Origin of the sequence: Streptomyces griseicoloratus, from assembly GCF_014534645.1 — a bacterium.
GTDB lineage: Bacteria > Actinomycetota > Actinomycetes > Streptomycetales > Streptomycetaceae > Streptomyces > Streptomyces griseicoloratus.
Map to the genome: position 1 here is coordinate 52,138 of NZ_JACVQF010000162.1, position 14,331 is coordinate 66,468.

7 protein-coding genes are annotated in these 14,331 nt (G+C 72.3%); 4 read left to right on the forward strand and 3 right to left on the reverse strand.

From position 1 onward, the window contains the following. The first annotated feature begins 153 nt into the window (after window positions 1-153). The 3 genes from H0H10_RS05330 (at window position 154) to hflX (ending at window position 5,603) form a co-directional block, all read left to right on the forward strand. Window positions 154-2,322 (forward strand): RelA/SpoT family protein, encoded by a 2,169-nt coding sequence (locus H0H10_RS05330; protein ID WP_188179650.1) that lies wholly within the window; start codon window positions 154-156, stop codon window positions 2,320-2,322. 93 nt (window positions 2,323-2,415) lie between these two features. After that, window positions 2,416-3,936 (forward strand): M1 family metallopeptidase, encoded by a 1,521-nt coding sequence (locus tag H0H10_RS05335; RefSeq protein WP_188179651.1) that lies wholly within the window; start codon window positions 2,416-2,418, stop codon window positions 3,934-3,936. Window positions 3,937-4,109: 173 nt separating this feature from the next. After that, on the forward strand, window positions 4,110-5,603 hold the full coding sequence (hflX, locus tag H0H10_RS05340) for a GTPase HflX (RefSeq protein WP_188179652.1): 1,494 nt from the start codon (window positions 4,110-4,112) through the stop codon (window positions 5,601-5,603). Window positions 5,604-5,690: 87 nt separating this feature from the next. Here hflX and H0H10_RS05345 read toward each other — a convergent pair whose 3' ends face one another. The 3 genes from H0H10_RS05345 to H0H10_RS05355 all read right to left on the reverse strand — a co-directional run bounded on the left by H0H10_RS05345 (window position 5,691) and on the right by H0H10_RS05355 (window position 9,657). Next, a complete protein-coding gene (locus tag H0H10_RS05345; protein WP_188179688.1) occupies window positions 5,691-6,908 on the reverse strand; it encodes a trypsin-like serine peptidase in 1,218 nt (405 codons plus the stop codon). 135 nt (window positions 6,909-7,043) lie between these two features. Then, window positions 7,044-8,276: a trypsin-like serine peptidase gene (locus tag H0H10_RS05350; protein ID WP_188179653.1), complete on the reverse strand. Its 1,233-nt coding sequence runs from the start codon at window positions 8,274-8,276 to the stop codon at window positions 7,044-7,046. 382 nt (window positions 8,277-8,658) lie between these two features. Then, window positions 8,659-9,657 (reverse strand): translation initiation factor 2, encoded by a 999-nt coding sequence (locus H0H10_RS05355; RefSeq protein ID WP_188179654.1) that lies wholly within the window; start codon window positions 9,655-9,657, stop codon window positions 8,659-8,661. A gap of 96 nt (window positions 9,658-9,753) precedes the next feature. Here H0H10_RS05355 and H0H10_RS05360 point away from each other — a divergent pair, with 96 nt between their 5' ends. Next, on the forward strand, window positions 9,754-14,319 hold the full coding sequence (locus H0H10_RS05360; protein WP_188179655.1) for a hypothetical protein: 4,566 nt from the start codon (window positions 9,754-9,756) through the stop codon (window positions 14,317-14,319). The last annotated feature ends 12 nt before the right edge of the window (window positions 14,320-14,331 follow it).

Consider the following 14,331-nt stretch of genomic DNA (forward strand, 5'->3'; position numbering starts at 1 on the left):
TGGGTGATCCGTTTCACGCCCGGCGAGAGGCGGTCGGATGCACGTGCTGGGCTCGATAGCATCAAGCACCGGCCCGGACGGGGGACCGACGCATCCCCTGAGCCGTGTCCGCCCTGGGAGCCCCGTCCGCCGGTCCAGCAGCCGGAGGTGCCCATGAACGCGGAGGCCACGAACCCTGCGAGCCCCGGCCCGGTCGCGCCCGCGGTCGGAGCCGTCGCCCCGACGGCGTCCCGCAGGAAGGCCCGGCCCCGCATCGACCTGCGCCGCCTGGGCCGGGCGGCGCTGCTCGGCCCCGCCGCCCGCGACCGGCTCCCCGACGCCATCGGCCACGTCGTCGAGGCCCACCGCGCCCACCATCCCGACGCCGACCTCGAACCGCTGCGCCGCGCCTATCTGCTGGCCGAGTCCTCGCACCGCGGCCAGATGCGCAAGAGCGGCGAGCCGTACATCACCCACCCGCTCGCCGTCACCCTGATCCTCGCCGAACTCGGCGCCGAGACCACGACCCTGACCGCCTCTCTCCTCCACGACACCGTCGAGGACACCGACGTGACGCTGGATCAGGTCGGCGAGCAGTTCGGCGCCGAGGTCCGCTACCTCGTCGACGGCGTCACCAAACTGGAGAAGGTCGACTACGGCGCCGCCGCCGAGCCCGAGACCTTCCGCAAGATGCTCGTCGCCACCGGCAACGACGTCCGCGTGATGTCGATCAAACTCGCCGACCGGCTGCACAACATGCGCACCCTCGGCGTCATGCGCCGGGAGAAACAGGAGCGCATCGCCAAGGTCACCAGGGACGTCCTCATCCCCCTCGCCGAACGGCTCGGCGTCCAGGCGCTCAAGACCGAACTGGAGGACCTGGTCTTCGCGGTCCTGCACCCCGAGGAGTACGAGCGCACACGGGAACTGATCGCCGAGAACGCCTCCCGCGCGGACGACCCGCTCGCCGGGGCTGCGGACGAGATGCGCAAGGTGCTGCGCGAGGCCGGCATCCCGGCCGAAGTCCTCACCCGGCCCCGCCACTTCGTGTCCGTGCACCGCGTCTCCCGCAAACGCGGCCGGCTCGGCGGCGCCGACTTCGGCCGACTCCTGGTGCTCGTGCAGGAGGACGCCGACTGCTACGCCGTACTGGGCGAACTGCACACCTGCATGACGCCGGTGGTCTCGGAGTTCAAGGACTTCATCGCCGTCCCCAAGTTCAACCTGTACCAGTCGCTGCACACGGCCGTCGCCCGCGCCGACGGACAGGTCGTCGAGGTCCTCATCCGCACCCACCGGATGCACAAGGTCGCCGAGGCCGGGGTCGTCGCGCTCGGCAACCCCTACGCGCCTCCCGCGGAGGAACAGACCGCGAGCGACGGCGAGCGCGCCGACCCGACCCGGCCCGGCTGGCTCTCCCGCCTCCTCGACTGGCAGCGGGGCGCGCCCGACCCCGACACCTTCTGGTCCACCCTCCGCGAGGACCTCGCCCAGGACCGCGAGATCACCGTCTTCCGGCCCGACGGCGGCACCCTGGGCCTGCCCGAGGGCGCCACCTGCGTGGACGCCGCGTACGCGCAGTACGGCGAGGACGCGCACGCGTGCATCGGCGCCCGCGTCAACGGTCGCCTGGCGACGCTGAGCACGGTGCTGCGGGACGGCGACAGCGTGCAGCTCCTGATGGGGCAGGACCCCGCCTCCGAGCCGTCACGGGAGTGGCTGGAGCACGCGCACACTCCCGCCGCCCGGATCGCCATCCAGCGCTGGCTCGCCGCCCACCCGGAGCACGAGGACCCCACGGAGGACGCGGAGCGCACGGGGACCGGCCGGCCCGCCGACGGAGGTCCCCTCGTACGTCGTACCGCCGAGCCGCAGGCCAACCGCCCGGCCACGCCCGACGTCCTCGTCGACCTGCCCGGCGCCACCGCGCGGCTGGCCCGCTGCTGCACCCCCGTACCCCCCGACGAGGTCACCGGCTTCGCCGTGCGCGGGGGAGTGGTCACCGTCCACCGCGCGGAGTGCGCCGTGGTCGCGCGCATGAAGAGCGGAGGGCGTACGGAGATCGGCGTGCGCTGGGGCGACACCACCGAGTGCCGGGTCACGCTGCTCGCCGAATCGTTCGTCCGCCCGCATCTCCTGGCCGACCTCACCGAGGCCATGGCCCTCGAAGGCGCCGAGATCGTCTCCGCCACCGTCGAACCCCCGGACCGGCAGCGCGTACGCCACACCTACACCGTCCAGCTCCCGGACGCGGCCCACCTGCCCGCCCTCATGCGCGCCATGCGCAACGTCGCCGGCGTGTACGACGTGAACCGGGCCCAGTCGCGGGCGTCCAGCGCCTGACCCCGGACCGGCCGCAGGCCAATCGACGTACCCGCCGGTGCGCGGGGCGCGCGTCGCCGCCGCGGCGCACGCGCGCGCTGATAGCCGTGGGGCATGCTGCACACCCCCCACACCCCGACATCCCGCCCGCGTGCCGGGAGCCGCCGTCGGCTCAGGACGGCGGCACTGCTCGCCTCGGCCGTCTCCGCCTCCCTGGTCGCCGCGAGCACCCCGCCGGCCCCGCTGGGCATCGGCGACCGCCTCTTCCCGTACCTGGGGAACCCCGGGTACGACGTGGCGGCGTACGACCTCTCCTTCACCTACTCCGGCAGGAACAGCGAGCCGCTGAAGGCCGTCACCACCATCGACGCCCGGACGACCGCCGCACTCGACCGCTTCAACCTCGACTTCACCCACGGCAAGGTCGACTCCGTCGAGGTCGACGGCGAGCCCGCCTCCTTCATGCCGGCCGGCGAGGACCTCGTGGTCACACCCGGGGACGCGCTGGAGGCAGGGGAGCGGATGCGCGTCACCGTGCGGCACAGCAGCGACCCCGTGGCGCCGAAGGGGCGCGAGGGCGGCTGGGTGCGCACCGCCGACGGCCTCGTGATGGCCAACCAGGCCGACGCAGCCCACCTGGTCTTCCCCTGCAACGACCACCCCTCCGACAAGGCGCTCTTCACCATCCGGGTCACCGCCCCCGACGGTCACACCGCCGTCGCGAACGGTCTGCCGGCCGGCGTCGACCGGACCCGCGGGGCGACCACCTGGACGTACCGGACCAGACACCCCATGGCCACCGAGCTGGCCCAGGTGTCCATCGGCCGCTCCACGGTGCTGCACCGCACCGGCCCGCACCGACTGCCCGTACGGGACGTCGTGCCGACGAAGCACCGCGCGGCCCTCGAACCCTGGCTGAAGAAGACGCCGGGCCAGATCACCTGGATGGAGGACAAGGTCGGGCGCTACCCCTTCGAGACCTACGGCCTGCTCATGGCCGACGCCACCACCGGCTTCGAACTCGAGACCCAGACGCTTCCCCTCTTCGAGAAGGAGTTCTTCACCGAGCCCGCCCACCCGAAGTGGTACATCGAGTCGATCATGGTGCACGAACTGGCCCACCAGTGGTTCGGCGACAGCGTCAGTCCGCGCAGCTGGTCCGACCTGTGGCTCAACGAGGGACACGCCACCTGGTACGAGGCCCTTTACGCCCAGGAGAAGGCGGACAAGTCGCTCCAGGCGCGGATGAAGGACGCCTACGGGGCCTCCGACGGGTGGCGTGCGACGGGAGGACCGCCGGCCGCCCCCAAGGTCCCGGAGTCCGGCAGCAAGATCGGCATCTTCCGGCCCAACGTCTACGACGGAGCCGCGCTCGTGCTCTACGCCCTGCGCCAGGAGATCGGCCGCCCCGCCTTCGAGCGCCTCGAACGGGCCTGGGTGACCCGGTACCGGGACCGCGCTGCGACCACGGCGGATTTCGTACGCCTCGCCTCCGAGATCTCCGGCCGCGACCTGCACGGTTTCCTCCACGCCTGGCTGTACGACGAGAAGACCCCGCCGATGCCCGGCCATCCGCACTGGAAGCCGTCCGCGGCCGACCGGAAGCACGCCGAAGCCGGCCGGAAGCACGCTTAACACGCCGGAAGCACGCCGAACGGCCGCAGCGCGCCGAATAAGCCGATGCCGAGACGTGCCGTTCCGTGCGACCATCCTCGGGACGGCACGGCACGGGAGCCGGGAATCTCCCCGGCCGCTCGTGCGTTGTGCTCAGTGCCGCAGTATTCGTTTTCCAGCTACGTAAGGATCCAATGACCTCCTCTTCTTCCCCTTCCCAGGACACCAAGCGTCTTGCGCGCGCCTACCCCGAGGGCCTTCGGGCCGATGCCCTGATGGAAGAGGACGTCGCCTGGAGCCACGAGATCGACCCGGAGTGGGACGGCGAGCAGTTCGACCGCTCCGACCGCGCGGCTCTGCGCCGGGTGGCGGGCCTCTCCACAGAGCTCGAGGACGTCACCGAGGTCGAGTACCGCCAGCTCCGTCTGGAGCGGGTCGTCCTCGTCGGCGTATGGACCTCGGGCACGGTGCAGGACGCCGAGAACTCCCTCGCCGAGCTCGCCGCCCTCGCCGAGACGGCGGGTGCGCTCGTGCTCGACGGTGTCATCCAGCGCCGCGACAAGCCCGACGCCGCCACCTACATCGGGTCCGGCAAGGCCGAGGAGCTGCGGGACATCGTCCTCGACACGGGCGCGGACACCGTCATCTGCGACGGTGAGCTCAGCCCGGGCCAGCTGATCCACCTCGAGGACGTCGTCAAGGTCAAGGTCATCGACCGTACGGCCCTGATCCTGGACATCTTCGCCCAGCACGCCAAGTCCCGGGAGGGCAAGGCGCAGGTCGCGCTCGCGCAGATGCAGTACATGCTGCCGAGGCTCCGGGGCTGGGGTCAGTCGCTGTCCCGGCAGATGGGCGGCGGCAAGGGCGGCGGCCTCGCGACCCGTGGTCCCGGTGAGACCAAGATCGAGACGGACCGGCGCCGGATCCGCGAGAAGATGGCGAAGATGCGCCGGGAGATCGCGGAGATGAAGACCGGCCGCGAGATCAAGCGCCAGGAGCGCAAGCGCCACAAGGTGCCGTCCGTCGCCATCGCGGGCTACACCAACGCGGGCAAGTCCTCGCTGCTCAACCGCCTCACGGGCGCGGGTGTGCTCGTCGAGAACGCCCTGTTCGCGACCCTCGACCCGACCGTGCGCCGGGCCGAGACCCCGAGCGGACGGCTGTACACGCTGGCGGACACCGTCGGCTTCGTCCGTCACCTGCCGCACCACCTGGTCGAGGCGTTCCGCTCCACGATGGAGGAGGTCGGCGAGTCCGACCTGATCCTGCACGTGGTGGACGGTTCGCACCCGGCTCCGGAGGAGCAGCTGGCTGCCGTGCGCGAGGTGATCAGGGACGTCGGCGCCACCGACGTACCCGAGATCGTCGTGATCAACAAGGCCGACCTGGCCGATCCGCTGGTGCTCCAGCGGCTGATGCGGATCGAGAAGCGGTCCGTCGCCGTCTCGGCGCGCACCGGCCGGGGCATCGACGAGCTGCTCGGCCTGATCGACAACGAGCTGCCCCGACCGTCGGTCGAGATCGAGGCGCTGGTGCCGTACACGCACGGCAAGCTGGTCGCGCGCGCCCATGACGAGGGCGAGGTGATCTCCGAGGAGCACACCGCGGAAGGCACCCTGCTCAAGGTGCGGGTGCACGAGGAGCTGGCGGCGGAGCTCACGCCGTACGCTCCGGCGTCGCTCGCCTGACGCTCGGCGTCGCTCGGCTCGCCCGGCCGTCGATCGTACGAAGGCCCGCCCCCGTTCACGCGGGGGCGGGCCTTCTGCGTGTGCGGGTCACTGACCGCCGTACGCCTCGCTCATGTTCTCGTACATCGCCTCGGCGTCCCGGCCCAGCTGCGGGCCCGCCAGCCAGGTGTTGTCGGCCGGGCCGATCGAGGTGTTGGAGACCAGCTTCGTCTCCCCGTCCACCACCCGGAACCAGCCGCCGCCGGAGGAGCCGCCCGTCATGGTGCAGCCGATGCGGTACATCGTCGGCAGGGACGGGCTCAGCGACAGCCTGCCGGGCCGGTCGGCGCACTTGAACATCTTCAGGCCGTTGTAGGGCGCCGCGGCCGGATATCCCCAGGCGCCCATGCTGGAGACCTCGGTCGCGGACGGGGCCGAGAAGTCCACGTCCAGCGCGGCGCCGACCGTCTCCTCCAGGGACTTGGCGCCCTGCTCCGGCTTCACGTGCAGCACGGCGTAGTCGTGGGCGGCGCCGTCGCCGCCGGTCTCCGAGCCGCCCTGGATCCACTGGTTGGACGTCGACGCCCAGTCGGCCCACCAGGTGCCGTACGGGGCCATCTCCGTCGTGCTCGCGTTCGCCAGCTGCGCCTCGGACTTGCCGAGGTCGTTGTACGCCGGCACGAACGCGATGTTGCGGTACCAGCCGCCGCTGCCGCCGGCGTGCACGCAGTGGCCGGCGGTCCACACCAGGTTGGACTTGCCGGGGTGGTTGACGTCCTTGACGACCGTGCCCGAGCAGACCATCGACCCCTCGGGGGAGTCGAAGAAGACCTTGCCGACCGGGGCGGCGTTCTCGTGGTACGGCGTCTTCTCCGCCTCGGCCTCGACGGGAGCCGGCTCCGGGTCGCTGACGCCCTGGTCGGCGGCGGCGTCCTGCGTCGTGATGGTCTTGTCGGCCTCCTTCGCGGACTTCATCCGCTCCGGCTTCCACAGGCCCTCGATCACCGGGTTGACGAAGTCCTTGGCCTCACTGAGCCACTTGTCCTTGTCCCAGTCCTGCCAGCCGCCGTCCTTCCACTGGTCGACGTCGATGCCGTGCTCCTTCAGCCGGTCGGCGATGTCGGCCGGGATCTCGACCTTGCCGTCGCCGGCGCTGCCGGCGTCGGCGGCCCGCGAGGCGCCGCCGGTGGGCCTGGCGTCGGCCTCGTCCTTCTCCCCGCCGCCGCAGGCGGTCGCGGTGAGTGCCAGGGCCGCGACCAGGCCGGCGGCGGCGAGTGCGGTGCGCCGCCCGCGCCGTGGCGCGGCGGGCACAGGTGTGGAACGCATGGTGTGGTGACCCCCGTTGTTGTCGATGAATGTCATGTGCTTGTCATTAATTGACCGGTTCCGGCCGTGGAGCGGTGGGGCGCCGGCGACGTCCGTCGCGCGGCACACCCCACCGCGCCCGGGCTCAGCGAGCGGTCACTGGCCGGCGAACTTGCCGCTGACCGCGTCGTACACGCCCTTGGCCTCCTCGCCCAGCCGCGGACCGGCCAGCCAGCCGGCCGTCACCGGGCCGATCGAGGTGTTGGACACCAGCGCCGGCTTGCCGTCGGAACCCGTCCCGACCCAGCCGCCGCCGGACGAGCCGCCGGTCATGGTGCAGCCGATGCGGTACATCGTCGGGTCCGACGCGCTGATCGACAGCCGTCCCGGCTTGTCCTCGCACCGGAACAGCTTCTGACCGTCGTAGGGCGGCGCGGCCGGGTAGCCGATCGCCGTGAGGTTCTTCGACTGCGGCACCGCGGGGGCGTCGAAGTCCACCGGCAGCGCCGCGCCGACCGTCTCCTCCAGCGACTTGCCGGTGCCGCCCTTCTCCGGCGTCACGTGGATGACGGCGAAGTCGTACGAGGCGCCGTCGCCGCCCGTCGCACCGCCCTGCTCGATCCACTGGTCCGAGGTCTGCGCCCAGTCACCCCACCAGACACCGTAGGGAGCGACCTCCTCCTTGGTGGCGTTCTGCAGTTCCTCGGTGGACTTGCCCGAGTCGTTGTACGACGGCACGAACGCGATGTTGCGGTACCAGCCGCCCTTCTTGCCCGCGTGGACGCAGTGACCGGCCGTCCACACCAGGTTGGACTTGCCGGGGTTGGCCGGGTCCTTCACGACCGTCGCCGAGCAGACCATCGAGCCCTCGGGGGAGTCGAAGAGCAGCTTTCCGGCGGTGGCGGCGTTGTCGTGGTACTTGGGCGGTACGGCCTGCGCCTGGACCGGCGCCGGCTCCGGATCGGTGACGCCCTGGTCACCGGAGAGGTCGCTGTCGTCGACCTGCTGGTCCGGCTCCTGGGCGTCCCGCATGCGGTCCGGGTCCCACAGGTCCTCGATGATCGGGTTGACGAAGTCCTGCGCCTCGCGCAGCCAGTCGTCCTTGTCCCAGTTCTTCCAGGCGCCGTTCTTCCACTTGTCGATGTCGATCCCGTGTTCCTTGAGCTTGTCCTTGATGTGGTCCGGGATCTTGATCTCGCCGTTGCCGTTGCTGTCGTCGGCGACGGACGCGGAGGCCGAGGCGTCGCCGCCCGCCTCGGCGTCGCCCTCGCAGGCGGTCGCGGTGAGCGCGAGCGCCGAGGCGAGCGCCACGGCGGCCGGCAGGGGGAGGGTTCTGCGCCGCCCGCTCCTGTGTCCGCGAGTGGTGAACGACGGCCGTATGGATCGCATGGTGTTGACTCCCCCTGCTCTGAACGAACGTGCTGCTGCGGTCGTGCTACCGCATCCGGTTCCGGGGCGGGTTCGTAAGGCCTCGTGACGCCCGGGAACGGCACCACACACTATGCGTTCGCTGTGGGGGAGTTCCGACGGAACGGCAACGGTTCGGACACAGCCTTCTGACCTGTGACAACTGTCTCAACACGTGGTCGGGCCGCGGTCCTTCGGCTCGTCCGCGCACGCCTCGGGCACCGCCGTGATCCTCACCGTCCGGGGACGGCCCGGCGTCGCGGCCCGCGTTCCCGAAAGCCGCCACCGCCTCCGGCAGGACGCGTGCACGCGCCTGTCGACGCCGCCCGCGCATGGAGGCGATCAGTCCCGCGCCGGGAGGCGGTCAGTCCCGCGGCGGATGATCGCGCATCACGGCGCGTTCGGCCGCCTCGACGTCCAGCCGGCCGACCGGATCACCACCCCGCGCCAGCACCGCGGCGCGGACCAGAGCGAGATGGAACAGCGCCGGCGCGCACGGCGTCCAGGCCTCCGCAGGCTCCTGGGCGATGAACTCCAGGACGCTGCGGGCGTCGCCGGGGACGAAGGCGTGCCGTTCGTGCTCCCACTTGTCCTCGACGCCCTTGCTCCACCGGTCGCGCAGGTCGTCCTCGCCGAGACCCGGCAGAACCGCCCTGAAGAAGGCCGCCCACTGGTGGTTTCGCAGGTCCAGGCCGAAACCGAGGAGTTCCAGCTCCGCTTCGCCGGGCAGGACCGCCAGTTCCTCCTTGAGCGCCCGGCGTGCGACGGCGTGCAGGCTGATCGGCGTGCCGTCGGCCGGCAGGTCGTGCTTGCGGGCGAGGCCCTCGTTGGCGGAGGAGTTCCACCTCCTGCGGTTGCGGCCTTCGACGTTGCCGCTGCGGAACGAGAAGAGCATCTTCCGGTCGACGCCGGTCTCCACCGCGATGTTCACGCCGAAGCTGCAGGACATGTAGGCGGGGGCCAGGACAGGATCGCCGTGCTCCAGGAACTCCTGCCGCAGCGTCAGGCCGTTCTCGCGCACCCGGTCCAGGTGGTGGGAGGTGGCCATGAAGTCGTAGTAGTCGGCGGCGGACAGTGACAGCGTGACGACCGGCTCCTCGTCGGTGTGGGTCCGCGTGCTCACGAACCCGGTGACGGCGAACCGCTCGTTGTTCCAGGCGTGTTTCTCGCCGGCGGCCTCGCGGCGACGCTGTTCCTCCTCGATCTCGCGTCGCCAGGCGCCGATCTCCGGGGGGAACTTCACCCGCTCGTCGGTGAAGAGCACCCGGACGTTCTCCTCGGAGATGGGCCGCGTGCCGTCGCCCTCGATGACGTGGCAGTCCGTCTCCCTGCCGACCAAGCGGAACCTGTCACGATCCGACAACGGTCGCTCCTCCCCCGTCTGTCACCTGGTGCCCGAGGCGTGCGCCCCAGGTTGCTGATGCGCCATCATATGTGGCCAGGGGGAGGTGAGGTGGCGGTGTCAGGGGAGGCAGACGTCGAGGTGGCACGGTCGTCCGTCGTCGGCACGGTGACCATCGACCGGTACGGGTGTCCGCGATTCGACCGGGAGCACCTGGCCACGGCGCGGGAGCGTTTCGTCCAGGCCGCGCGCCGCCTGGGCTTCGCACATGACAGGGCGCTGGAGGGCTCCGGGCGGCACGAGGACGTCTACGACGCGGTCTCCGCGTTCGCCCGGCAGCCCGCCGAACGCAAGATCCTCTACTGGACCGGGCACGGTCAGATCGACGACCCCCATTACCGCCTGGTGTGCGCCGACGGCTACGACGCCGAGGGGAAACTCGTACGGAGCAACACCGTGACGTTCGACGACGTCGTCACGATGTTCTCCCACGACCCCGCGGACGTCCTGCTGGTGATCGACGCCTGCTATTCCGAGCGCCGCCTCGGCCACGCCGCCATGGCGGATCTGCTGAACCAGTGGGAACGGCGTGAGGCGAACCGGAGGGCGGGCACGTCTCCCGGCCTGGCCGTCGTCTGCACCGCCCGTGCCGACCAGCAGGCGGAAGCCGGCCAGTGGGTCGACTGGCTGGTCGACACCGTCAACGACCCCCACGCGGCCGTCAGGACCGAGCACCTCGACGAACGCCTCTTCCACCCGACCGCCAAATCCGTCGAGCTCAGTCACCTGCTCCACGCGGTCGACGGGCACGTGCCCGACGACGACTGGTCGCAGCGCCCGGTCGCACGCGAGATCCGCCGGCTGCGGCCCGGGTTCCTGCACAACCCGTACTTCACGAGCAGGCGCTTCCCGCCCGCTCGACGCCCGCCGGACGACCGGTCGTGGTTCAGGCTCGGCCCGGGTCCCGGATCCCGGGGGGCGTTCAGCACGGGCGGTGACCTGAAGCACTTCTCGGGCCGGCACCGAGCCCTGGGCCGTGTCGTGCGCTGGATGGAGACCCACGACCACGGTCTCCTGGCGGTCACCGGCCCGGCCGGATCCGGGAAGACCGCGTTCATCGGCTGCCTCGTGCACCTGACGATCCCCGGTTTCCCCGAGACGATGGCGGCCCAGCCGCCGGCCGTCGTCCAGCCGCGCCCCGACTCGGTGCACGCCGCCGTGCACTGCGCCGGAAAGTCGCTGCACGAACTCGCCGACGACGTCTGCAAGGCCCTGGAGCCCATGCTGGGACCGCCCGGACAGCAGACGGCGCCACCCGCTCCGGGGGCGGGCGCCACGATCGCCGAACGTGTGGCCTGGGTGGGCGCGCTGGTCGACGGGGCCGGCAGTCTGGTGCTCGTCTTCGACGGTCTGGACGAGGCCGCCCCCGGCCAGGCCACCGACATCGCCCGGGACTTCCTCAACCCGCTCTCCGCCGTGCCCGGGGTGAAGGTGCTCGTCGGCACCCGGGACCGGCCCAGACGCACGGCGCCCGGGCGGGTGTCCGAGGAATCCCTGCCCGAGGCGCTGCGGCAGACCGTTCCGGCGGTCGAACTCGACCAGGACGACGACAGCGAGGCGGACATCGCCCGTCACGTGGGGCGCGTCCTGGCCGCCGAGGGATCGCCGTACGCGGCGCGCGTGGACGAGCGGATCCAGGCCGCGCAGCGGATCGCGGCGCTCAGCCACCGCAACTTCCTCGTCGCGGACCTGTGCGCCCGGGACCTGGTACGGCGCGACGAGACCCTTCCCCCTCAGGCGCTGGACGAGATCGCCCGCCGCGGGACCCGCGACCTCGATCCCTTCCTGGACCGGGAGCTGATGGCGGTCGCCGACGTCATCCCACCGGTGAGCGGGGACGACTGGGAGGACGAGGACGACCCGGACGCGGAGCGCGGACGACGTCTGCGCGACCTGCTGCTGCCCGTGGCGGCGACGCAGGGCGCCGGACTGCCCGCATCCCTGTGGCTGGTGCTGGCCAACGCGGTGCGTCAGGAGCCCTCCCCGGAGTTCACCGGCGAACTGCTGTCCAGCGTCGCGAACCGCACGCAGGGTGCCCTGACCGCGTCGGTCTCCGACGACGACCGCGTCCTGCACCGCATGCTGCACCCCAGCTTCGGCGCCTGGCTCCTGGCGGACACCGACCAGCAACGCCTGCACCGGCGCATCTTCCAGGCCCTGCACCGCCACGCCCGCGGGGACTGGGCCGGCGCCGACCCCTACATCAGGCGGCACCTCGCCGCTCATGCGGCACTGGGCGGACGGGACCTGCTCGCCCGGCTGCTGGACGACGACGAGTTCCTGGTCCATGCGGACCCCGACATCCTGCTGCCGCTGGTCGGCACGGGCCCGGACGCGGGACGGCGGGAGCAGCTCTACCGCCGGGTGGCCGGCGAGTTCCAGCAGCGGCCGTCGCCGCAGGACCGCAGGGCGCTGCTGCTGGCCGAGCGCCGGGTCCACTACCCGGAGGACTACGTTCCGTCCCGTGCGCAGCTGTGGCGCGACCAGTGGACGGACGCCGGCCCCGAGCCGCTCCACCAGCAGTGGCCCGGCCCGGCCGGTGCCGTCACCGCGGTCCACTGGTCGGCACACGGGAGCGGCGACGACCTGATCACCGCCGCGGGGCGGGGCGAGGTGGCCAGCCGCCGGCCCCGTACGGGTCTGCGCACCCGTGTGCACCGGTCCTCGGCCGTGCCCTGGGAGACCGGTGGCTTTCTCTTTGGCGTGTGCGAGGTGGGCTCGGGCCTCGGACGGATGGTCGCCGCCCTGGACGGCCGGGGCGTGCTGCTGTGGCGCGGTGACGCGAACCTCCCCGTGCACCGGCTGTTCTGGGGCGGCCGCCCCCAGAGCCTGACCGCCGCGGAGTTCTACGGGCAGTCCTACCTGGCCGCCGCGGACGGGGGCCGGGCGTGGCTGTGGCGCTGGCCGGCCCGGCACCCGCCCGCCGACCACGAGATCACCCGCGTCTCTCTCGGACTGCCCGCCGCGCGGGTCGCTCTCCTCGCCCTCGACGAGGCCCTGCTGCTGCTCACCGCTGAGCACGGCGAACTCGTCGTGCACCGTCTCCCGTGGCGCCACAGACCCGGCGGCCCGGCCGTGGAGCTGAGCCGTCATGTGGGCACGGTCGGGGAAGTGACCGCGGTGGCCGCGCTCGCGACCGGCCCCGACAGCGCGTGGCTCGCCGCCGCCGGCACGGAGGTCCGCCTGTGGCGGCTGACGGATGCCGGCCGGACCCTCACGGCCGGCGAAGAGGAGTCGGCCGGTGTCGCGTGCACCGCGCGCGCCATCGCGCTCGGCCGGGCCGGCGACCGGCCGGTGCTCGCCGTTCAGGACGACGACGACCTGGTCACGGTGCGGCACATGGGCGAGGCCGCCCCCTTCACCTGGTTCCAGGCCGGGAAGAAGTACGCGTCTTTGAGCTTCGACCCGCGCGGCAGCGGGAGTCTCGCCGTCGCCGACGAGAGCCATGTCCGGGTGGTGCCGCCCACGCGCCGCGCCGGCGGACCGCGGCGCCGCCGCCGGCAGGACGAACGCTCCCTCGTCCACCTGACGGCCCACTCCGACGGGTCCGTGCTGCTGAGCCGCGTGCGGGGCTCCGACGTGCTCCTCGGCTCCCGTACGGCGACCGGCACGCTGTACCAGGACGCCGGCGTGCTGGCACACCAGGACAAGGAAGCGGTGGTCGGCGCGGTGACCGCGCTGGCGACCCGTGACGGCTGGGCCGTCGCCTCGGCGGCCGGACGCGTGATCCGCCTCTGGCACGTCCCGTCCCGGCCCGGCCCCGCACACCTGACGAAGGAACTGAGGCTGCCCGGCGACCAGAAGGACGAGCCCCTCAGCGGCGCCCTGTGCGAGACCGGCGGGCGCCTGCACTGGTTCGTGCCCCGCTCGCAGCGCCTGGAGCACTGGGCCACCGAGAACGACGGCTGGGGGGCGGACGGCTCGGGTGCGAATGGCTCCGGTGCGGACGGCTCCGGTGCGGACGGCTCGGGCGGGACGCACTGGCGGACGCTGCCGGCGGTGAACGTCCAGGACACGGCGAAGATCCGCTGGACCCAGACACTGGCGGCTCCCGACGGCAGGCTCTGGCTCGCCGCCGAGTGCGGAGCCTCGGTGCGCCTTTGGTGCCTCGACGAGGAGGCGAACCCGTCCGCCGACCGCAAGCCGCTCACGGTACGGCCCCCCACACCGCCCCGCCACCTCGCCCTCGGCGTGCTCTGCGAGGACGACCGGGTCACCCCGCTGCTCGCCGGCGCCGACCGGCAGCACATCTGGCTGGCCGTGGCCGGACCCGGCGACCGGGCCGCCCCCACGACGCTGCCGCCGCCGGCCCGGATCCCCGACCCGACCGGCGTCGTCCTGGTCGGACCGCCCTATCACCCGTTGCTGGTGGTGTGCGGGAAGGGCGCGGACTCGGCCGCGGTGTGGGACGTCGTCGGCCGGCGGTGGGTGGCCGCCGTCCCCTACCGGGGCTACGACGTCGAGGCTGCCGCCGCCGTGTGGGACGGACGTGACGTCCGCCTCGTCCTCCAGGGCGAGGACCGGTGCGACGAACTGGTCCTGGACGGTGACCGGTTGGCCGATCTCCTGGGCATCGAGACCGGGTGGTTCGGACGCCGGTGGTACGGACCGGTGGGAAGCTGAGGAAGGGAACTC